Origin of the sequence: Psychrobacillus sp. FSL W7-1457 (genome assembly GCF_038593405.1) — a bacterium.
Classification (GTDB): Bacteria; Bacillota; Bacilli; order Bacillales_A; family Planococcaceae; genus Psychrobacillus.
Genome location: NZ_CP151993.1, coordinates 520,490 through 542,807, shown reverse-complemented (window position 1 = coordinate 542,807; position 22,318 = coordinate 520,490). Strand labels below are relative to the sequence as shown.

General features: G+C 37.4%; 20 protein-coding genes. 10 read left to right on the top strand and 10 right to left on the bottom strand.

The window, feature by feature from the left end; translation table 11 throughout:
- Positions 1 to 10 precede the first annotated feature (10 nt).
- The 3 genes from NSQ95_RS02645 to NSQ95_RS02635 all read right to left on the bottom strand — a co-directional run bounded on the left by NSQ95_RS02645 (position 11) and on the right by NSQ95_RS02635 (position 3,223).
- Complete coding sequence (locus NSQ95_RS02645; protein WP_340885640.1) at positions 11 to 883, bottom strand: ABC transporter ATP-binding protein; 873 nt, start codon at positions 881 to 883, stop codon at positions 11 to 13.
- Between the two features lie 550 nt (positions 884 to 1,433).
- The gene (locus tag NSQ95_RS02640; RefSeq protein ID WP_342560203.1) at positions 1,434 to 2,339 is read right to left on the bottom strand and encodes a cation diffusion facilitator family transporter; all 906 of its coding nucleotides are present in this window, start codon (positions 2,337 to 2,339) and stop codon (positions 1,434 to 1,436) included.
- A 197-nt stretch (positions 2,340 to 2,536) separates the two neighbouring features.
- Positions 2,537 to 3,223 carry a cyclase family protein gene (locus NSQ95_RS02635; protein ID WP_342560202.1) on the bottom strand — a complete coding sequence of 229 codons (687 nt, stop codon included), beginning with the start codon at positions 3,221 to 3,223 and terminating at the stop codon, positions 2,537 to 2,539.
- Positions 3,224 to 3,456: 233 nt separating this feature from the next.
- Here NSQ95_RS02635 and NSQ95_RS02630 point away from each other — a divergent pair, with 233 nt between their 5' ends.
- Positions 3,457 to 4,854, top strand: coding sequence for a dipeptidase (locus NSQ95_RS02630; RefSeq protein WP_340885649.1), 1,398 nt, complete (start codon positions 3,457 to 3,459; stop codon positions 4,852 to 4,854).
- Between the two features lie 104 nt (positions 4,855 to 4,958).
- Positions 4,959 to 5,723 (top strand): hypothetical protein, encoded by a 765-nt coding sequence (locus NSQ95_RS02625; protein WP_342560201.1) that lies wholly within the window; start codon positions 4,959 to 4,961, stop codon positions 5,721 to 5,723.
- 47 nt (positions 5,724 to 5,770) lie between these two features.
- Here the strand turns inward: NSQ95_RS02625 and NSQ95_RS02620 are convergent, their stop codons facing one another.
- Positions 5,771 to 6,352, bottom strand: coding sequence for a nitroreductase (locus NSQ95_RS02620; RefSeq protein ID WP_342560200.1), 582 nt, complete (start codon positions 6,350 to 6,352; stop codon positions 5,771 to 5,773).
- A gap of 168 nt (positions 6,353 to 6,520) precedes the next feature.
- Here NSQ95_RS02620 and NSQ95_RS02615 point away from each other — a divergent pair, with 168 nt between their 5' ends.
- Entirely contained in the window at positions 6,521 to 7,105 is a 585-nt protein-coding gene (locus NSQ95_RS02615) for a glycerol-3-phosphate acyltransferase (protein ID WP_342560199.1), read from the top strand.
- A gap of 68 nt (positions 7,106 to 7,173) precedes the next feature.
- Positions 7,174 to 8,025, top strand: a complete 852-nt coding sequence (locus NSQ95_RS02610; RefSeq protein ID WP_342560198.1) for a DegV family protein — start codon at positions 7,174 to 7,176, stop codon at positions 8,023 to 8,025.
- A gap of 76 nt (positions 8,026 to 8,101) precedes the next feature.
- Here NSQ95_RS02610 and NSQ95_RS02605 read toward each other — a convergent pair whose 3' ends face one another.
- A complete protein-coding gene (locus tag NSQ95_RS02605; RefSeq protein ID WP_342560197.1) occupies positions 8,102 to 8,590 on the bottom strand; it encodes an amidase domain-containing protein in 489 nt (162 codons plus the stop codon).
- A gap of 116 nt (positions 8,591 to 8,706) precedes the next feature.
- Here NSQ95_RS02605 and NSQ95_RS02600 point away from each other — a divergent pair, with 116 nt between their 5' ends.
- A complete protein-coding gene (locus NSQ95_RS02600; protein ID WP_340885665.1) occupies positions 8,707 to 9,729 on the top strand; it encodes a DUF2804 domain-containing protein in 1,023 nt (340 codons plus the stop codon).
- A 356-nt stretch (positions 9,730 to 10,085) separates the two neighbouring features.
- Here NSQ95_RS02600 and NSQ95_RS02595 read toward each other — a convergent pair whose 3' ends face one another.
- Positions 10,086 to 11,123 (bottom strand): NAD(P)/FAD-dependent oxidoreductase, encoded by a 1,038-nt coding sequence (locus NSQ95_RS02595; RefSeq protein WP_342560196.1) that lies wholly within the window; start codon positions 11,121 to 11,123, stop codon positions 10,086 to 10,088.
- Positions 11,124 to 11,243: 120 nt separating this feature from the next.
- Between NSQ95_RS02595 and NSQ95_RS02590 the strand changes: the two genes are divergently transcribed.
- The 5 genes from NSQ95_RS02590 (at position 11,244) to NSQ95_RS02570 (ending at position 15,883) form a co-directional block, all read left to right on the top strand.
- Entirely contained in the window at positions 11,244 to 12,044 is an 801-nt protein-coding gene (locus tag NSQ95_RS02590) for an ABC transporter ATP-binding protein (RefSeq protein WP_342560195.1), read from the top strand.
- Positions 12,041 to 12,970 carry an iron-hydroxamate ABC transporter substrate-binding protein gene (locus NSQ95_RS02585; RefSeq protein WP_342560194.1) on the top strand — a complete coding sequence of 310 codons (930 nt, stop codon included), beginning with the start codon at positions 12,041 to 12,043 and terminating at the stop codon, positions 12,968 to 12,970. The genes NSQ95_RS02590 and NSQ95_RS02585 overlap by 4 nt, the downstream gene beginning before the upstream one ends.
- A 60-nt stretch (positions 12,971 to 13,030) precedes the next feature.
- Positions 13,031 to 14,029, top strand: coding sequence for an iron ABC transporter permease (locus tag NSQ95_RS02580; RefSeq protein ID WP_340885676.1), 999 nt, complete (start codon positions 13,031 to 13,033; stop codon positions 14,027 to 14,029).
- Complete coding sequence (locus NSQ95_RS02575) at positions 14,026 to 15,033, top strand: iron ABC transporter permease (RefSeq protein ID WP_340885680.1); 1,008 nt, start codon at positions 14,026 to 14,028, stop codon at positions 15,031 to 15,033. The genes NSQ95_RS02580 and NSQ95_RS02575 overlap by 4 nt, the downstream gene beginning before the upstream one ends.
- A 205-nt stretch (positions 15,034 to 15,238) precedes the next feature.
- The gene (locus NSQ95_RS02570) at positions 15,239 to 15,883 is read left to right on the top strand and encodes a glycosyltransferase (RefSeq protein WP_342560193.1); all 645 of its coding nucleotides are present in this window, start codon (positions 15,239 to 15,241) and stop codon (positions 15,881 to 15,883) included.
- A gap of 319 nt (positions 15,884 to 16,202) precedes the next feature.
- On the opposite strand, the gene NSQ95_RS02565 is transcribed toward NSQ95_RS02570, so the two are convergent.
- The 4 genes from NSQ95_RS02565 to NSQ95_RS02550 all read right to left on the bottom strand — a co-directional run bounded on the left by NSQ95_RS02565 (position 16,203) and on the right by NSQ95_RS02550 (position 22,178).
- On the bottom strand, positions 16,203 to 16,928 hold the full coding sequence (locus tag NSQ95_RS02565; RefSeq protein WP_298473625.1) for a glycerophosphodiester phosphodiesterase: 726 nt from the start codon (positions 16,926 to 16,928) through the stop codon (positions 16,203 to 16,205).
- A gap of 815 nt (positions 16,929 to 17,743) precedes the next feature.
- Complete coding sequence (locus NSQ95_RS02560; RefSeq protein ID WP_340885690.1) at positions 17,744 to 18,622, bottom strand: GNAT family N-acetyltransferase; 879 nt, start codon at positions 18,620 to 18,622, stop codon at positions 17,744 to 17,746.
- A 15-nt stretch (positions 18,623 to 18,637) separates the two neighbouring features.
- Positions 18,638 to 20,458, bottom strand: coding sequence for an ABC transporter ATP-binding protein (locus NSQ95_RS02555; RefSeq protein ID WP_340885693.1), 1,821 nt, complete (start codon positions 20,456 to 20,458; stop codon positions 18,638 to 18,640).
- Positions 20,442 to 22,178 carry an ABC transporter ATP-binding protein gene (locus tag NSQ95_RS02550; protein WP_342560192.1) on the bottom strand — a complete coding sequence of 579 codons (1,737 nt, stop codon included), beginning with the start codon at positions 22,176 to 22,178 and terminating at the stop codon, positions 20,442 to 20,444. The genes NSQ95_RS02555 and NSQ95_RS02550 overlap by 17 nt, the downstream gene beginning before the upstream one ends.
- Between the last annotated feature and the right edge of the window lie 140 nt (positions 22,179 to 22,318).

Below are 22,318 nucleotides of genomic sequence, written 5' to 3'. Positions count from 1 at the left end.
ATTGAGCTCCTCACAGTCCAAATAATTCTTCATATAGTTTTTCTGAACCCGTTATTTCCTTTTCGATGTCGTAGATTTCTACTTGGTGTTCCTGAAGAATGCTTATTACTGTGGATAAGGACTGCTCTTTTAACTCAAATATCAGTTTATCCTGCTGTTCGCTTACTAAAAAACCATTTTTTCTAAGACAGGACTTCCCCTTTTTAGAATCCGACAAAGTGAGATAATAGGTAATGGATTCGTGGTCTGCCATATTGACTTGGAGGATTTTTTTGTCTTTTAAAAATAGGATTTGTTTAGTCACACGGTCTATTTCCGCAAGATTATGGGAGGAAAGAATAATAGTCGTACCCTTCTCTGCCAACTCTAGTAATATCTTTCGCATGAGAATGGCACTTGTCGGATCTAAACCATTTAATGGCTCGTCAAGTAATAATAGCTTGGGCTTATTCACCAAAGCCATAGCTAACAATAGGTGCTGCTTCATACCAAGAGAGTAATTACCCACTACCTTTTTTACATAATTGGTCATGCCCACATATTCAGCCACTTCATTTATTCGAGTTTTACTTATTTTATTTACCTCACATATGTATTTTAAGTGATCATAGCCTGTTAAATATTCGAACAGCACGGAATTGTCTTGTAGATAAGCAACCTCTTTGAACACTCTATAATCTTTATTTGATTTACCGACCAATTCTACGCTTCCTGAACTAGCTGATAATATATTTGTAAGAACATTTAAGAAAGTAGTTTTCCCAACTCCATTTGGTCCAACTAAGGCCCAAATTCCCGGCGAATCGATGGTTAAACTAATATCATCTAGTACTTTTTGTTTCTTATAGCTTTTTGAAAGATTTTTAATCGCTAATCTAAACACTCTTTTCAATCCTCCTCCATAAATTACAGAATATTCCTTATTTTTAATCAATATAACATTATAAACTATATTTTTCAATCAAGGTGTGAAATACATTTTTACGTTATAAAAAAATCTTTATTAAAGTTATTGGTTGATTTTGACAAACAATTCTTTTTTATAGTGACTGTAAACATTAAAAAAGGAACTTTCAAATCGCTATTAAGAACATAAAAAGATGATGAAATTGGGGTTGTTTTCAGCTTTGTTTATGCGAGTAAATTGATTCGATTTATAGATGCTAAAGCTGTTCCTATTTATTAATTGGAGCGCCAGACGGCGACTCCAGCGGGATGAGTGAGACAGATAAGAAATCACAACCACGCGCGTAAGCGATGGGTGATGGCTTATCGCTCACCCCGCGGAAAGCGTCCGGCTGGGGCGGAAATCAATTCTACTCTCTGACTTAAAGATTTCTTTGCATTATAAATCACCCCTACCCTTTAACATAGCCTAAAAAAAAGTCAAAACCCTATTAAATAAGGGTTTTGACTTATATGTTCTGTGCTGGCTAAAAATGATAATCATCTTCCGAAATAACCATTTCCTTCGGATCATACGGTTCAATGTGGACAAATGTAACGGCCTCACTGTTAAGAGATTGTATATGTTGTTCAATTTTATTAGAAATATCATGCGATCGGCGAACGTTTAAGTTTGGGTTAACACTAATGGTTATATCAATTAGCATCATACCGCCATGCTGACGGCCTCGAATTTCAGTAATTTCACGTACTTGTGGCATTTTTTCTATATCTGCACGAATTTTAGCTAAAAATTTACTGTCAAATCCATCTGTTAATAAATATACAGCCTCTTTAAATATATCAATTGCAGTTTTAATAATTATAATACCGATGATAAAAGCTGTTATCGTATCAATAATAGGGAAACCAATTATTGCGGCTACAATCCCAACAGCTGTTCCGATACTTACAAAAGCATCTGACCTATTATCATAAGCAGCGGCCTTTACCGCTGTACTTTTAATTCTTTCAGCCAAATTATAGTTATATTTATAGACGCCAAACATAATGACTGCGCTTATTAGGGCGACAAAGATTGTTAGTATGTCGGGGGTTACTTCCACAGGATTAGTCATACTCTTTACCGCAGATATCAATACCTCGATTCCAACGTATATCATAATAAAGGAAGCAATTAGCGAGGCTATTGTTTCGGCACGAAAGTGGCCGTATCGGTGATCATCATCTGGTGGTCGCTGTGAAATACGTAACCCGATTAACACTGCAACAGAAGCAATGATATCTGTCGTATTATTAAGACCATCGGCCCTTAAGGCTTCTGAATTTCCTAGATATCCTGCTGTTAGTTTAAAAATACTTAGGATAATATAAGTTACTATCGATAAGTAAGCACCTTTTTCACCGGCGCGCAAGTTTGTGTAAAGCTCCAAAATGTTTCCCCTCCGCAACTTCCCTTAAAACACGAAAGAGGCTACCCATTGCCAACTGACAAATAGGTAACCTCTATACTGAGTTTTTTTATTATATCATTCATTTGATCTTAAAGAAAGATTTATACCGAACAGATTAGTAATTTAACTAGTCACTCTTCTAACTTTTATATCGCTTCTATATCAAAGTCTAATCGCTATTCTTCCACTTGTACGATGACATTAACTACCGAGGCATCATGGTCTTTGATACGTAGTGGTGCAGTGAAGGCAGAAATAAGTCTTTTGCCTATTAAAGGTTCGGGGTTAATGTCTTCGTAAATAAGCATGGTCGGTTCTTTGTACCTTTCATGATCTAAGAAAGCATGGTGTACGAAATAGCCATTCTCTTTTGCTTCTGTTAAGTTTTCAATGCTTAGCGTATCAATAGCGACTGCTTTACAGTTCGGCAATTTTGTCCGAATATATTCGGCTGCTTCTGGTGAGACAGTCGGAAAGTTATTAGCATATTTTTCAAAGTCAGTTCCCCGGTGTTTCCAGTTTCCGGTATTAAAAATAAGAATATCTGCATTCTTAAGGTTTTCATATTTTTCAAGTATCTCAATTGTTATAAAACCATTGGTGCCAACTGGACAATCAATTAATAGTGGATTTTCGTAAATGAAGTCTTCAATTGGAATAGCATCTATCCCCTTCCCATTATTTAAATGGTGATAAGGGGCATCTACATGGGTACCAGCATGAAGATATATGCTAAGAACGCTACCGTTCCAGTCATCCCCTTTTTCCAAACGCTCTCTTGGCTCTAATTTAACTTCTGGTAAACCGGGATAAACAGGCATCCCTTCATAGATTGGATAACCAATTTCAACATATTTCTTCATCCGATCCACTCCCTCTATAATTTTAATTTTTGTTTATTGTAATAGCCTATCTTCTATATGAGTTAACCGTATTTCTATTAGTATTCTTTATACATAAGCTAAATACCTTTATAATTTAGATAGAGATTATTTCGTTAATCTCTATATTTCACAAACTTTTCTAATGATTTAGTTACCTTGAAATTGTGATATACTATTTTTACTAAACTATCTTTGGAAAGAAGGATAAATCTATGAGCCAAATAACTAATTTAGATAACTATTTTGCAGAAAAAAGAGAACAGCATTTAGAAGAATTAAAAAAATTCCTTAGCATACCAAGTATTTCTTCCTTATCAGAGCACAAAGCGGATATGCAAAAAGGTGCAGAATGGCTTGCAGACTCCTTTAAACAAGCGGGACTAGAAAATATTGTAATTGATGAAACGAAAGGTCATCCTGTAGTATACGCTGACTGGTTACATGCGGAAGACAAGCCAACTGTGCTGATCTATGGACATTATGATGTCCAGCCTGTAGATCCATTAAACCTTTGGGAATCGGAGCCATTCAAGCCTGAGATACGTGATAATAAGCTATATGCTCGTGGTGCCAGTGACGATAAAGGACAAGTATTCATGCATGTGAAGGCAGTTGAAGCGCTTCTAGAATTAGAGGGATCTCTACCTGTTAATGTGAAATTCCTAATTGAGGGTGAAGAAGAGGTTGGAAGCCCTAATCTAGAAGAATACATTGAAAATAACAAAGATAAGCTTGCAGCAGACGTCATTGTTATTTCTGATACAGGAATGCAAGGACCTGGACAACCAGCAGTATGCTACGGTCTACGCGGTTTATGTGGCGTTCAAATTGATGTAAAAGGCGCTAAAGGAGACTTGCATTCTGGACTTTACGGTGGCGGAGTGCAAAACTCTATCCACGCTTTAGTATCCATTCTAGAGTCTTTCCGTAATGCAGAGGGTACAATTGAAGTGGAAGGCTTCTATGACAACGTTCGTCCTTTGTTGGAAGAAGAACGTGAAGCATATGCTGCACTTGGTTTCAGTGAGGAAGAATTGAAACAAGAAGTAGGTGTAGATGAGTTATTTGGAGAAAAGGGTTATACACATTTAGAACGAGTTTGGGCTCGTCCAACTCTTGAAATCAACGGGGTATTTGGTGGCTTCTCTGGGGAAGGCATTAAAACGGTTTTACCAAGCGAAGCAGGAGCTAAAATTACTTGTCGCTTAGTACCAGACCAAGATCCAGATGAAATAGTTGAAAAACTGAAGGCTCATATTGATCAGCATAAACCAGCTGGCGTAACAGTAACAGTAACTGAATTTGATAAAGGTAAACCTTTCATCACTCCTTTCGACCATCCAGCTATTCAAGCAGCAGGACGTAGCTATGAAAAAGTATACGCTGTACCAACTGCCTATACACGCGGCGGCGGATCTATCCCAATCGTAGCAGCATTTGATGAAATTCTTGGACTACCGGTAGTGTTGATGGGCTTTGGCTTATCTACAGAAAACTTCCATGCACCTAATGAGCATTTCCATCTAGAAAATTTTGATAAAGGATTACGAGTTATTGGTGATTACTATAATGAGCTCGCTAGCCTATCAAAAGACGAATTAAAAAAATAAAACATTTAAGCACATGGAGTCTTATAGATTCCTGTGCTTTTTATTGTTTAATTACTGTATAATTCTTACAACAAGAGTTAATATTCCATTAAAGGGTGAAATTGATGAAAGACCAAGTGATCAAATTAATCGCTAGAAAAGTTGTTACCACTCTTATCACTGCCATGCTTTTTGCTTTAAGCTTTTCTTCTTATGGCCTGATTGGCAACGATTCTCTTTCATATGATCGTGGAGTAGAATTTATTGGCTGGGCTTCCCTATTTTTTTACTACGGTGGTATCATCATTTTCATATATGGGACAGCTGTTTCTATTGTTTTAGAATTAATGCTAAGAAAAATATTACCCAAGTATAATTGGTTATATATTTTATTACATGGCTTATTTGGTGGTATTTTCTTATTCCAGGATTTAGACATACTATTTTTAGGAGTAGTTCCGGCCTTCATATACGGCCTAGTGGATAGATGGTTATACACTCAAAATATGGATGGTCGCCATATTAAATTCGGACTTCTTATTCCGGTTGCCCTCACTCTAATACTATGGGCAATTTTCTCCCTTACGTCTGAGACACGGCCCTCTTTTACTAGTGAAGAGGCAATTGAACGTGCTACATCTGGAGAAGGTACTATTTCTAGTAACTTTCCAAAGGATAAAAAGAAATGGAATGGGGAAATTGAAGGCTTTCAGGTATCTAGAAAATCCTCTGCAAGAAAAAGAGGGGATCATGAGTATATTGTTACCTTCACAGAAAGCTGGGAAAAGGGGTATTTGAACGGAACTTACAAAATTCATTATATAGTTGATCGAAACACAGTATCTCTTCATAGTGAAAGCGGCCTAGTTCCCCCCTACTATAAAAAATAAGGCAAGCAAAAGCAGGGATTCCCCTCTTTTTGCTTGCCTTTTGCATTTTACTTTTGATTGCCAAAGAATGTTACTACTTCATCAATACTCTTACGTGGTTTTGGTTGAGGTGCTTCATTGTAATAACCGACCTGGAACATGCTGATAATACGTTCTCCAGATTGAACTCCTAAAGCTTCACGGAACTTTGGATTGTCTAGGAATCCTGGTGTCTTCCAGCATGATCCAATACCTTTTTCCCAAGCTAGAAGTTGGATGTTCTGCACAAGCATACTAGCTGCTGCATAATCCTCTAAACGTTCCTTTTGACGTGCATCTTCCGGAACAATGACAAATAGGTATGCTCCAGGATTTTTAAATTTTTGCATTTGTTTCTCTAGAGCATCCTCTGAAAGCTCTTTCCATTTTGGAATGCCATATTCTTTTAACAGCTCATGTAATTCTGTTAAACCTTCTTCGCCGCATGCTGCGATAAAACGCCATGGCTGTCTCATCTGATGATTAGGAGCCCAAAGAGCGTCCTCCATAATAGACACTAATGTATCTCGATCAACTAGCTCTCCATTAAATAATTTAATAGATCTTCTTTGGATAATTGCTTCACGTACTGATAATGATTGTTCCGTCATATTAACACCCTCTTAATTGTCAGTCTTTTTTATCCTTCTAATCATACCAATTTCTATGAAACTTTAAAAGTCTTCAGTTACTACTAGAATTATGTATGCAGCAGGTATACTTAGTGTAAAATATAGTATAAATAGGAAACAATACAAATGTTATTTTGAGGTGATCTGTTGGTTCTCTACTGGATTTTCAGCTATTTTGTCGGCAACATTCTTACAGCCTGGTGGATTGGCAAATGGAAGAAAACTGATCTTCGGCACATGAGAAGTGGGAATCTCGGTGCTAGAAATGCAGGAGCTGTTCTAGGTAAGACTGCCTTCATCTTAACCTTTCTTGGAGATGCTTTAAAAGGGGTTCTCGTACTTTATATTGGACATTATTTAGATTTTTCGATTATGGTTATTTCGATTGCAGCATTCTTCGTCATCATAGGGCACCTATATCCTGTTTGGTTAAAAGGAAAAGGAGGCAAAGGAATAGCTACGTTCATTGGGGTATCATTAGCACTTAATCCATTTTTATTTGGAATGCTAGCTATTATTTTTTTATTTTTCTTAGGTCTTTCCAGAAGTGCAACCTTAAGCATGATTTTCGCCTTCAGTGCATATGGTGTTTTATGCTTAGTTATACCGGAATACCGAGAGCTTGCCCCCTTATCTCTAGCTATTGCCATTATTCTTTTCCGTCATCGGTTTGATATAGTCGATTCCTGGAATGAACGTTGGTGGAGCAAGTCAAAAGAAACAAACAACTAGTCAATATAACACTTACATTTGAATATGCTACATTATTATCGTAAATATATATAGATAGGATGTACAGAATGATTCCACATAAAATTGCATGGGTTATTGATAGCAGCGCATATATAAATAATTATTTACAAGCACATCCCGATGTCTTTATAGTTCCGATTAATATACATTTCGGTACTGAGCAATTTGTAGATGGAGTAGACTTAACGTCTGAGCAGTTATACGAACGAATTCGTAATGGTGCGGATTCTATAAAAACCTCCCAGCCATCAGCAGGTGAGTTTGCTCAGCTTTACTCGAAGTTAAGTAAAGAGTACGAATCCATCATCGCCATACATGTATCAAATAGTTTAAGCGGGACTCTTTCATCGTCTGTTGCTGGAGCACAAATTGCTCAAGTGCATGTAGATTGTATAGACTCCTTATCCCTATCTGCTGGAATTACTGGTTTAGTAGAAAAGGGTATAAAACTACAGCATGAGGGACTGCGCTATACCGAAATAGTAGAACACCTAAAAGCAGAGGCTACAAAGTTTAAAAACTACATCTTAATCGGTAATCTTACTCAGCTATATAAAGGTGGACGTTTAAGTAGTGCCCAATTTTACTTAGGCAGTCTCTTAAAAATAAAACCAGTTATTCAAATAAATAATGTGGGACAGCTACAGGAGCTAGATAAGGTACGCTCCCATAAAAGAGCAATTCAATATTTAGTGGATAAAGTTGTAGACTCTGTTGAAAATGATGGTATCGAGACTGTTTATATTATGCATGCCAACGCTCTTGGGCAAGCGGAAAGCTTAAAAGAAACTATTTTGCTATCTTGTCCGAATTTAGATGTAACCATAGGTGAGATAAGTACTTCTCTTGCAGTACATGCAGGTGAGGATACAATTGCAGTCCTGTGGTATTTGCCTTAAGTAAGAAAGACATTTTAAATATCAATGCTCCCGAGTAGGTTCGGGAGCTTTTATTGTTCTGGTATGCGTAGTTTACTTAAAAATCATCCTTAACATGAAAGAATACATACTTCGTATTAGGGGTGTACGCATAGGAATCCTGATATTCCCAATATCTATTTCTACTGTTGTTTGTATGAGCATTCACGTACGGCACACCGTCTTCAACCCTTGTAACAATCGTAGAATGATCCCACCTTCCATCCCCTTGGAAATCATAAAAGATTAAATCTCCTAGTGTTAGCTGGCTTGCGGAATTAACCTGTGTTGCCTGCAATCCAATTGTAGATCCAGCTAAGTACCACCGCAACGAATGGGGTGTCGTCCAGCTCAAGCTCCATGAATTGTTACTTAACCACCACCCTTTTTCCCTATTTGGCTGCCCTCTCATAGGGGCCCCACCTGCCAATAAACATTGTGAAATATAATTTGTACAATCCACATCAAATATAGGGAAATTAGGATTATAGCTGTTCCACCATTGATCCGCATATTGAACGGCAGCGCTTCTATTATATTTTGCCATTTTTACCACCTCCTCCTATCTTGTTTATATGTATTTAAGAAGAATATATGCTAGTATGAAGTTAACTGAACAATCTTTTATCTTTTATTCTATTTTTTGGGAAAGGAAGTTGGCTGATGCGACAACATGCAGAAAAGGAAATCTTAGTGCCGACTTTGCTCTGCGATGATAAGGGAAATTTAAATCCGAAGGCAATTGGATTCGCTAGAAGACCTATAATTGAAAGCAATCTTAAAGGTCACTATATGCGAAAGAAAAAATGGAATTATTGGTGCATCTTTGGAGATGAAGTCCTATTTTCAGTAACTATTAGTCATTTAGATTATGCTGCTGTCTGTTTTGTTTATTTCCTAAATTATGAGACGCAACGCTTTGTCGAAAGAACGGTAACTATTCCATTAGGTACAAAGGTGAAAATGCCAACTAATGTACTGGAAAGCGTTCGATTACAGTCTGAGGAAATGTCCATTCAGCTCCTATATCTTCAAAATGAAACTCATATGACAGTTACAGTTCCAGATTTTGATGGAGAAGTTTTGCATGCTGATTTGGTTATTTCTCATCCACCAGATGAGGATTCTTTAAATGTGGTTATTCCATGGAATCGAACTCAATTCCAATTTACTGCGAAGCATCACCTCCTTCCTGCTAAAGGCTTTGTGAAGATGGGTAGTTCCTCTTATTCCTTTCAAGGCGAAGATAACTTTGCAGTACTCGACTATGGAAGAGGCGTTTGGCCTCGCGAGGCAATTTGGAACTGGGGTTTTGCATCTCAACGTGTAGGGGCAAGAAAAATTGGCCTCAATCTTGGAGGTAAATGGACAGATGGCACTGGAATGACCGAAAATGCTGTTATTGTAGACGGTCATTTATCTAAAATTCATGAAGATTTAGTGTTTCAGTATCAAAACACTGATTTCATGGTCCCGTGGAAAATTAAGACTAAGTTTTCTAAAGATGTTGATCTCACCTTTACCCCTTTCTTTCATCGAGTAGCGAAGACAGATGTAAAGTTGGTCTCCTCGGAAGTAAATCAGATGATGGGGTATTATAATGGCAAGATTCAATTAGAAGATGGAACTACTCTAACTATCCAGCAGATGTTAGGATGCATTGAAGAGCACAAGGCTAAATGGTAAAAAGGCTACCCAGTTAGGGAAGCCTTTTTTTGTGAAATGGTGTGCCTTCTCCTAATTATGGTAAGCACTTTTTTTATATTTAGGTGCAGATTCTCCAGGTTACGTGACACTTTTCTAGCTTTAGATGCGATTCCACTGGTTAGGTGGCATTTGCTCCTCTTTAGGTGGCATTCTTCAACTTTTAGGTGCACTTTTCTCTCCATTTACGTAACACTTTTCTAGGTTTAGGTGCGATTCCCCCAGTTAGGTGTCAATTACTCCTCTTTAGGTGGCATTCTTCAACTTTTAGGTGCACTTTTCGCTCCATTTAGGTTCACTCTTTACCATCACTTGTCTTGGACAGACATAGGGTCTTCTTAAATAAGCTGTTTTTGCATTTGTTTGTTCTTTTCTTTAAACATCTCATTGTGAGAGGATACCATGGCAAAGCTATGTGCATCTGGTTCAATGAATTGTTTTGCCTGGTTGACGGCATTTGCAGCATCTTGAAAGGTACCTGCGATTAGGTGTAGTTTTCCTGGATGAGCTAATATGTCTCCAGCTGCGTAAATACCTGGAACGGACGTCTCACTTTTACTGGTGCCGGCTACGTAATATTCATCCTTTACTGCTATATTTACCGTACTTTTTTCAATCAACTCTGCATCTCTTTCATAACCATGATTGATAATGACTTCATCCACTTCAAGGTAAGTAATTTCTCCTGTTTCATTGTTTGAAAGGGCTACCTGTTCAATAATGTCACGGTTATTAGAAGCGATCAGCTTAGTAATAGACGTATTGAATAAGCAAGTTACTGAGCTATTCATCAATTGAGTTATTTGAGCTTCATGTCCATTTAACGCATCCTTGCGGTAAGTTACAAATACTTTTTTGGCAATTGGCTCCAGTTCGTTTGCCCAATCGATCGCAGAGTTTCCTCCACCTGAAATGATGACAGTTTTATCCTTAAAGCGACGAATAGATTTAATCGTATAGTTTAGGTTACTAACTTCAAAGCGATCAGCTCCACGTATATCTAGTTTAAGAGGATTCAGGATTCCACCCCCGATTGCTAGGATGATCGTTTTGGAATAATGAATCTCTCCAGAAGCTGTAGTTAAACAAAAGACTTCGTTATCCTTACCAATTGCTTCTACCTTTTCGTTTAATACTACTTCCGGATTAAATGTTAACCCCTGCTCTACTAGCTGATGGATTAATCGTTCACCCGAGATTGGAGGCTGCCCCCCCACATCCCAAATCATTTTTTCGGGATAGACATGAATTTTACCACCTAGTTGAGGTTGAAATTCAATGATCTTTGTTTTCATTTCTCGTAACCCACTATAAAAAGCAGAATATAAGCCTGCTGGACCACCACCAATTATCGTTACATCAAATATATCACGCATATACTGTAATCCCCTTTGAAATTTATTGTTGACTTCTCCCCAAAAATTCCATATGATTTCTTTATGATAATGATAATCGTTTTCATTTATTTTATCAACTGTTAGTTTGGAGGTTTTTAAATGGTTCGCCTTTATACGGAAGATTTGTCTATAGGCTATGGAGAAAAACTTATTGTGAAGGAGCTATCTATACAGATTCCTGACCAAAAAATTACAACAATAATTGGTCCTAATGGCTGTGGCAAATCCACCCTTCTAAAAGCAATTACGAGGATTATTCCCCATCAATCTGGATCTATATTGTTAGATGGGAAAACAGTTTCAAGAGAAAACACAAAAGTGCTTGCTAAGAAGATGGCGATTCTCCCCCAAACGCCGGAAAGTGCAAGTGGACTTTCCGTTGGTGAACTCGTGTCCTATGGTCGATTTCCCTACCAAAGCGGTTTTGGACGTCTCACCAAAAGAGATTATGAGGTAATAGACTGGGCAATGGAAGTGACTGGAACCATTGGTTTTAAATATCTACCAGTAGATTCACTTTCAGGAGGACAGCGTCAAAGAGTCTGGATTGCTATGGCGCTTGCACAGGAAACGGAAATCATCTTTTTAGATGAACCAACTACCTATCTCGATATGGCCCACCAATTGGAAGTACTAGAGCTTTTACAGAAATTAAATGTTCAAGAAAAAAGAACAATTGTTATGGTTTTGCATGACTTGAACCAAGCTGCACGATTTGCAGATTATATTATTGCTCTAAAAGAAGGCCATATTATTAAAGCTGGTAATTGCAAGGAAGTCATTACAAAAGAGATTTTAAGAGACGTTTTCGAAATCGATGCCGAAATTGGCATAGATCCTCGGACAGAAAAACCAATGTGCATTACATATAACCTACTAAAGGGAGAATATAAAAAATGAAAAAGCTTCTTATACCAATATTGTTTTTACTTATCTTATTAATTACTGCTTGTAATAATGACGAACCAACTGAAACAAATGGTACAGGTAAAGATAGTGTAGAAGAATCTACTACTATTACATATGATTCAGAGGAAGGTCCAATTGAGGTCCCTGCTGATCCGAAACGAGTAGTTGTGGTATCTACCTATGCTGGGAACGTAGCAGCACTTGGAGTCAACCTAGTAGGTGTCGATGCTTGGTCAAAATCTAATCCGCAGTTTGATAAGTATTTCGCGGATGTAGAAGAGGTTTCAGAGGATAACTTGGAAAAAATTATTGAGTTAGAGCCGGATTTAATTATTGGACTTTCCACAGCTAAAAACCTGGATAAGTTAAAAGAGATTGCTCCAACTGTTACCTTTACTTATGGAAAAGTCGATTATCTTACACAACATTTAGAAATTGGAAAACTATTAAATAAAGAAAAAGAAGCTCAGGAATGGATAGATGATTTCAAGAAACGTGCACAAACAGCAGGTGAAGAAATTAAAGGCAAAATAGGTAAAGATACAACTGTCTCCGTTATCGAGAATTTTGACAAGCAATTATATGTATTTGGTGATAACTGGGGTAGAGGAACAGAAATTATCTATCAGGAAATGAAGCTAGCAATGCCTGAAAAAGTAAAGGAAATGGCTTTAAAAGATGGATTTTATGCTTTATCGCTTGAAGTCCTGCCTGAATATGCAGGAGATTACATTATTTTCAGTAAAGTAGGTACACAGGATAACTCCTTCCAAGAAACGGATGTATACAAAAATATTCCTGCCGTAAAAGAAGGTCGAGTTTTTGAGGCTGTTGCAGAGGAATTCTATTTTAACGATCCAATATCTTTAGACTATCAACTAGCGTTCTTTAAGGAAAATTTTTTAAACAGTAAATAGTGTATTGGAGGGATTCATAATAGGAATTCCTCCTTCTTCATGTCAGAAAGGAACTAAAATATGAACTCTTCTCTGCATTTTAGTATTAAATTTATTATAAGCTGCTTCCTACTTATCATTATGTTTGGCTTTGCTATCATTTTTGGAGCTGCAGAAACTAGCATTGTAGATGTGTGGAATGCAATTTTCACATCCCAAAACAACGATTCAATAAATATTATTAGAGAAATACGCCTACCTCGTGAGGTGGCTGCAATTATTGTAGGTTCAGCCTTGGCTATATCGGGAGCTATCATGCAAGGAATGACAAGAAACCCTTTAGCTGATCCTGGACTACTTGGTCTAACCTCTGGGGCAAATGCCGCTTTAGCTGTAACTCTTGCTTTCTTACCGGCTACCAACTATTTAGGTATTACATTTGCTTGCTTTGTTGGTTCTGCGTTAGGGGCTATATTAGTCTTCAGCATAGGAGCTGCTAAAAAAGGCGGATTCTCTCCTTTGCGTATTGTTCTTGCAGGAGCTGCCGTCTCAACCTTTTTATATGCGATTGCAGATGGAATCGGTATATATTTTAAAATATCAAAGGATGTATCTATGTGGACCTCCGGTGGTTTAATTGGTACATCATGGAGTCAACTACAGGTCATTGCTCCATTTGTTATAGCAGGCGTTATTGTTTCACTTTTACTCTCTAGACAGCTTACTATTTTAAGTTTGAATGAAGAGGTAGCAGTTGGATTAGGGCAAAGAATTTTTTTAGTGAAGACCATTCTATTTTTAGTAGTTATCTTATTAACTGGCGCATCCGTTGCATTAGTTGGTAACATGGCTTTTGTTGGTTTGATGGTTCCTCACATCGTTCGGGCCATTGTCGGCACTGACTATCGATTCATTATCCCTATGTCCGCTATTTTAGGAGCTATACTAATGCTTTTAGCAGACACTATCGGTCGTACAATTAATATTCCATATGAAACCCCTGTAGCGGCAATCATTGCAATAATGGGTCTACCATTCTTTTTATTGATTGTTCGAAAAGGAGGGAAAATATTTCAATGATTCATCCCAAAGTTATAAAAAAACAACGTATATTGTTTGTTAGCTTTCTAGTTTTAATTTTAGTGACTGCTTTCGTGAGTGCGGGAATTGGCTATTCTTCTCTATCCTTTGATCGCTTGATTCCAACTATATTAGGAAATGGCTCCTTTAAAGAAGAGTTTGTACTATTTTCTATTAGGCTCCCACGAATTATTATTACCTTACTTGCCGGCATGGCTCTTGCCTTATCAGGAGCTATACTCCAAGGGATTACTCGAAACGATTTAGCCGACCCTGGAATAATTGGTATCAATTCTGGAGCAGGTGTAGCTATTGCTTTGTTTTTTTTATTTTTCCCAATAGATCCTGGTTCATTTATTTATCTGTTACCTCTTGTGGCATTTTTAGGAGCTTTACTTACTGCATTTCTAATATATATCTTTTCCTATAATCGAGAAGTTGGACTCCAGCCAGTACGCCTAGTTTTAATAGGGGTTGGCTTTTCCATGGCGCTTTCCGGCTTAATGATTGTTCTCATTTCTTCTGCTGATACTAAAAAAGTCGATTTTATAGCTAATTGGTTGGCAGGAAATATTTGGGGTGCGGACTGGCCGTTTATTTTAGCCTTACTCCCTTGGCTCATCGTACTCGTGCCATTTACGATGTATCGAGCGAATCGATTAAATCTTTTAGGATTGAGTGAACCGGCCGCAATTGGTGTCGGTGTTTCCATTGAAAAGGAACGTATAATATTCTTAATGGTAGCTGTGGCTTTAGCAGCAGCTGCAGTGAGTGTTACGGGTGGTATTGCTTTTATTGGTTTAATGGCTCCCCATATCGCAAAGTCGCTTGTAGGTCCAAGACATCAACTATTTTTACCAATTGCAATTCTATTAGGCGGATGGCTATTGCTGTTAGCTGATACGATTGGACGAAATATACTTGAACCTAGTGGAATTCCAACCGGTATTGTAGTTTCTCTTATCGGTGCTCCTTACTTTATGTATCTATTGCTAAAAAAATAAACGATATTTTGTTTAAGGCATATGTCTATACACGGATAGATTCCCATTTAAATTCCAATAAGAAAGTAATTAAAAAATGGTTGATATCCTTTAAAAAGTACTTAAGTAAAAGCTTAAGTACTTTTTTGTATGGAAGAATAAAATCAGAGAATAAAGCTAAAATAACAAGGACATTTTTCTAATTCTATAAAAAGGAGCAAATAGTATGAGAAATCAGTTTTTGAAGTCAGCCGTATGGTTAATGGCCCTTGTTTTGATTGCCTCTCCATTAACTACAGAAGCGCAAGAAAACGTACCCCAAGAACAATGTGTTAGCCAAGCTGCATGTCAGCTGAAAGGAGAAATAAGAAAGCTATGGACTGATCACGTCATGTGGACGAGACTTTATATTGTAAGTACGTTGGAAGGTCTTGACGATCAAGAAAAGGTGTTAGCAAGGTTATTAGAGAATCAGGAAGACATAGGGAATGCTTTCAAGCCGTATTATGGTGAAGCAGCAGGCAATAAATTGACCGAGCTGTTAAAGGACCATATCCTCCTTGCCGGAAAAGTTGTCGATACGGCAAAAAGCGGTAACAATGCTAATTTTGAAAGATACAATAAAGAATGGTATAAAAACGCAGACGATATAGCTGATTTCCTTAGCAAAGCCAATCCCAATTTGCCTAATGAAGAATTAAAAGAATTTTTGGAAATGCATTTAGAATTGATTACGGAGGATGTAAAGGCAAGATTGGCAAAGGATTGGGATTCAAGTATTATTGCTTTAGATAAAGGGATAGATCATATCCTCAAGCTTGCTGATACACTTTCAAATGGAGTCGTAAAACAATTCCCTAACAAATTTTAAAATAGTGTTGGACTACCAGGTTGGTAATAAACCAACTGAAATCATCTGAAGAAGAGTCCATTTTGTTCATTTTTTAAAATGGACTCTTTTAATTATCATAAAATACAGTTTATCAATGTATTTTCGATAAAATTTCATAGCTACATCAGCTTCCTTAATAGAATTAAATACTGTAACACCTGTCAGTTCACGACCTACTTCTTTATTCCGCTTTCCTATTTATTAGGAAAAGTACAAGCAAAGAATAGACGGTGCAGTAGTAGATGAAAGTTCATATAAAAAAGAAAGTGTGATTTTTTACTTTCACACTTTCCTTTTACTACTTCCCACTATTTAAGTAGTCTAGCATTTTCTTTGGGTAGTCAGTAAAAATAGCATCGATCCCAATCTCTTCTAACATGTCCACGTAAGCTTCATCATTTACTGTGAAAACACGCACCTTTTTACCGCTTGCTACGGCGTCATGACCCATCTTTCTTATAACCGTTGGGAAAAAAGCATGTAACGCGTCTGCTCCTACTAAATCTGCATATTTATGAGGAGCAATCATTACTTCCATAAATAAAATGGCAGTTTCTATATTTGGAGCCTTCCTTTTAAAACTTTGAATTACCTCGTGATTAAAGGATGAAACTACGACACGATTTGTTAGCCGGTAATCTTGGAGCATTTCAATTACCTTGTCCTCCATCCCTTCATAAGGGAATATATCTGATTTCAATTCAATATTAATATGATGATGAGTATCTTTAAACACATATAATACTTCTCTTAAGGTTGGTATTTTTTCTCCTCTACACTTTTGAGAATACCAAGCTCCAAAGTCATACGCTTCTAACTGGGAAAGAGTCATATCTTTTATAAAGCCTTGTCCATTAGAAGTACGGTCAATTTTTTCATCATGAATTACGACAAGTTCTCCATCCTTTGTCATATGAACATCAAATTCTACTCCGAATATCGGTAAAGCCGCCGCTGCTTTAAATGCTGAGATTGTGTTTTCTGGATGAGTTCCAGCCGAGCCTCTGTGTGCATAAATTTTCATGGTATGCCCCCCTCATATAGATACATTAAGTATATCTTCACGTAGAATATAATGGAAATGAATTTTCTAAAAACATAAGAAAAGCGCAAGCGCCTATGTCTGCCCCGACAGGCAAATGGGAAAAGCGAGGAGGCAGCTCCTCAGCCACCACAAACGCTCTTGTTTGCGACGAGCTTGCGCAGGAGCAGCTTTTATCCATTTGACCCCGAGGGGCAAGGCGCTGGAGCTAGACATCAATTTATCCACAGGTTCAGAACTTTAAAATTTCCTAAACATAAAAAAATCGTGATACCGACTCCTATCACGACGAGATCTACAAATAGCCACGGCTAAAGGAAACTAGAAAATGGTTCTTTACTTAAGTTTTGACGGAATAATAGACTTCCGTCTGGGGATTGCTATGTATTTGTGCTTGGGTGGTCGCGTTTTCTTTAAAATCATCCACTGTAACGTAAGTTGAATTTTTTGTTTTACATGGGTAATACGCATAGAATGTAACCTTTTGTCTGAATTTTTCATTGTTACATGTTGATCGTTTAACCCCAATAAGATCGCTCCTTTACGATTGAATGTTTCTACATTCATCTTATAAAGATATTATGAAAATAATATAGGTGTTATGTTTAGAGTTTGTAAATGTTTTCTTGTTACATATTTTTTATGACAATGTAAAAGCCGTCAATTGTGAAATCTTATACTTAACAAAATAAAAAAAGATTGTAGCCAATCTCAAATGTCTCCTGAGGTTGTCTACAATCTAAATATTTCTCTTTACTAAACTAAATACAAAATATGTATCTAGTTATCCTCTTATCTTACTCCACCACGCCATTTTTTCTATAAAACAACGTATTAGCTACTGTTTGGAAGCCTTGTTTTTCGTAAATAGAGAAGGCAATATCATTGTCGGTTTCTACGTCCAAATAGACTTGTGTCTTCCCAAGTTTATAAGCTTCATGCTTACACCAGCTCAATAGTGCCTTGGCTACTCCTTTGCCCTGCGCCTCTTTATGCACACCTAAGCCAGTTATCCAAAGCTGATCTTCATTTTCTACAATAGTAGTTGTGCCTAGAACCTTTCCTTCTTGTTTAGCAAGCATCAGCTTGCGGTTCGGTGTTTGCAGGTTAAAGGCAATCATTTCCTGTGCCTCTTCTGCTGTATCCCCAAAAGCATTTTCTAGAACTTCTATTAGCTCTTCACCTTCATTTTGAAAAGGCGTCACTTCAAACGGACTATCCACTTGTATTGAATCTGCATTAGCAACCATCGTAATTTCGGAAAGTTCGTAGGAATAACCTCGAGTGCTCAGCATATATTGTCCCGTCTTTGCAACGCTTGCAACTAAAGCTATATCTCTAGAGGCTCCTCTTAGCTCTAAATTTCTTTGTAGTTCTTGTAGTAATTTTCCTCCAATGCCTAATTTGCGGGCACTTGGAAGAACGACAGCGCTCCATTCATAATCTAAAGTAGCTAATCTATCAACAGCAGTTAATACTCCAACCAATTGATCCGATTCGTCGCTATATGCTAAAATGCAAAATCCCTTTAAGAAATAATCTGTTAGCTCTGACGTATTTAATAAATGATTGTAATCAATTAAATCGACATGAGCAGCTTCCTCTATTAAGTTTTCCATCTCTTCCCGTGTTTCCATATCAATTGGAATCGACACTGTCATGACTGATATGTCCAAGTCCATACTTCCCTTCTAAATCTTTGAATTCATAAGCATACTATAAAAACGACCTTGCGCATTTATAAGATCCTCTTGTGAACCTGATTCTATCAGCTTTCCATTTTCCATGACAAATATTAAGTCTGCTTTTCTTACCGTATTTAATCGGTGCGCAATCACAAAGCTCGTTCTGCCTTCCATTAATCTCTCAAGAGCCTCTTGTATTTTCAATTCCGTAACTGTATCAATACTTGAGGTTGCCTCATCCAACAGCAATATTGCTGGATCTGCGACTAATGCTCGTGCAATAGAAAGTAGCTGTTTTTGACCTTGACTGATTTCTCCACCGTCTGCCGAAAGAATTGTATCATAGCCGTTTGGAAGCTTGGCAATAAATTCATGAGCATTTGCTTCTTTAGCAGCCTGGATAATCTCTTCATCTGTAGCATTAAGTTTTCCATAACGAATATTTTCTTTTACGCTCATTTCAAAAAGGAAAGGGTCCTGCAATACAAAAGCCGTCTGACTACGTAACGTATAGCGAGGCATTTGGTCGATCGCGATACCATCAATTATAATTTTCCCTTCATTTGTCTCGTAGAAGCGGGCTAACAGCTGCATAATAGTTGTTTTCCCTGCTCCGGTGGCTCCAACTAGCGCTGCTGTCTTTCCTGCCTCTACATGAAAGGAAACTTTTTCAATCGTAGGCTTTTCATCTTTTGTATTGTATTTAAAGGTTACATTCTCAAAAGTTACATTACCCTTCAATTTCAAATCTTTATTTTCCAGTACTGTATCCTGCTCTTCTGGCTCATCAATAATAGCAAAAACACGCTCCGCACCAGCAATTGCAGAAAGTACGGTGTTGAATTGATTGGCTAAATCGTTTAGAGGTCTTGTAAATTGGCGGGCATACTCTGTAAAAATAACGATCTCCCCGATTGAAACATAGCCGTGGTAGGCAAGGACACCCCCAGCAGCGGCAACTAATGTAAAACTTGTATTGTTCAGCAGGTTCATTACTTTAGGTATGAATCCTGAGTATGTAAGCGCCCAAAACCCTGTTCTTTTCAAGCGTTCACTTTTTAAAGCAAAATCCTCTAGCATCCGCTGCTCCTGTGAAAAGGCTTTGACGATTCGCTGGCCAGAGATTGTTTCTTCAATCATCCCATTCAATTCCCCAACCGCCTGCTGCTGCTCCTTAAATAATTTGGATGTTCGCTTAGTAATCCATTTCATTGCAAAGAACATCACTGGAACAATAATTAGCGTAACCAAGGTTAGTAATGGACTCAACATAAGCATCACCACAGTTGTTCCTACTAATGTTAGTAAGCTAGAAAACACTTGGATAAAGGAAGAGTTTAAGGTTTGGCTGACATTTTCAATATCATTTGTCATTCTACTCATCAGCTCACCGTGCTGACGCTTATCAAAAAAAGAAACAGGTAGCTTTTGAAGCTTATTGAATAGTATAGTTCGTAGACGATAAATAGTTTGCTGCGCTACACCAATCATCCAATAACTTTGTAAGTACATAGAAATAGATAAGAATATATAAACAACAATTAGAATGCCTATTAAGCGTGCTAAGCCCTCAAATACACTTACTGTAATATATTCATCAATAATTCTCCCTACTAAATAAGGGCCTAACAAGGATAATGCAGAACTTACTACTACTAATAGCAAGACAACGATTAGTAAAAATCGTTGTTCATCTACTAGCTTCCATAACCTGCTAAGTACCCCTTTCCAATCAGATACCTTTTCTACTTTCTTTTTGTTATTCTTCTTCAAATCTTCCTTTGTAATAACGGGTTCATAGCCAAAAGGTTTACGAATGAAGCTCATCTTGTTCGTCCACCTCCTGTTGCGATTCTGCAATCTCTCTGTACAGCGAAGATTTTTTCATAAGCTCCTCATGCGTCCCATATGCCGATACTTCTCCATTTTCCAGGAGAAGAATTTGATCTGCTCCTTTAGCAGTTCTAATTTTTTGAGTAATTACGAGCATAGTGGCATTTTCTCCTTCTAATGCTTCCCACAATGCATTTTCTGTAGCAACATCCAACGCACTAGTACTATCATCTAATAGTAAAATTTCTGGTTTACGGACTAAGGCCCTCGCAATAGATAGTCTTTGCTTTTGCCCTCCAGACAGATTAACGCCTTTTTGACCAACTCTAGTGTTGTATTGCTCTGGGAAGCGTTCAATCGAATTGTGTATCTGCGCTTGCTTTGCAGCTTCCCTCAATAGATCCTCCGTAGCAGTGGAGTCTCCCCATCCAAGGTTTTCCTCTATACTACCGGTAAAGAGAATAGATTGCTGAGGGACTAACCCAATCACCTGTCTAAGTTCTTTTAATGGCCATTCCTGTACTTCTTTTTCATTGATAAGAATCCTGCCTTCTGTTGCATCAAAGAAGCGAGGAATTAAATTTAGCAGGGTCGTTTTTCCCGAACCAGTGGTTCCCATAATGGCAAGTTTAGATCCTGGTTCAACAGTAAAGGAAACGTTTTTAAGTACTGGTGCGTTCGTTCCTGGATATGTAAAGGAAACGTTTTGAAATTCTAGCTTACCAATAGTAGAAAGATGCTCAGTCATTCCACCTTCAAAATTTTCTATCCCTTCATTCACCAGCAGTACCTCCTCCATCCGTTCTGAAGAAGCTTTTGCTCGGGAAAAGAATATAATGATGAAAGAAAACATAGAAAATGCACCTGTCATTCGCATAGCGTAATTGACGATCGCTACTAACTCTCCAATTTGTGCTCCACCCGTTTGGATTTCCTTAGCGCCAAACCAGAGAACTGCCATTAAGCTTATATTCATAACAAATAGCAGGACTGGGAGGATCAATTCCATAATTCTAAAGGCCTTCACATTATCCACCTTTAAAATGTTAGCTACCTTCCCAAAACGACTAGCTTCAAAATCTCCTCTTAAATAGGCTTTAATCAATCTTACCGCTTGCAAGTTTTCTTGTATCTTACGTGTTACATTATCTACACTTTTTTGTACCTTAGAGAACAAGCTAAGTCCTTTTCTGCTCATAACATAAAGAAAAATTAATAGAAAAGGAGCACCGATTACTAGATATAGGGCAAGTTTTGGATGAACAATGAACGACATGATAATACTTCCTATTACTAACAACGGTGCTCTAAGCATGATCCGAAGACCCATAAAGATAAGATTCTGAGTAATAGTAACATCACTTGTTAATCTAGTAATTAAACTAGAAGTCGGAAACTTTAAGAAAGTAGTCATCGTAAATGATTGAACTTTTTTAAACAAAGCCTGTCGAATATCAAAGCCATAGCTCTGTACAGCATGCGAAGCTATAAAAGTATTGATGATACCAGCTAAAAAGGCAACGAAAGAAAGCACTAGCATTATACTTCCCCAGAAAATAATAGATGATTGATCTCTTCCAACAATTCCTTCATCTATAATAACTGCAATTAACAGTGGCTGAATGAGCTCTACCGATAACTCAATCAACATAAAAAGTAAAGCTGTTACTACAAGCCATTTATAAGGCTTTAAATAAGAAAATATGGTCTTCACATAAAACACTCCTAAATTCTTCGTCACTCGAACTAATTACTGTAAAACCTATTATGCCACATCCCTACTGTAATAAATAGAAAAAAATTAATAATCTGTTTATTTTAAAGATAGGGTACTGTAATACCCTAAATTTAGAT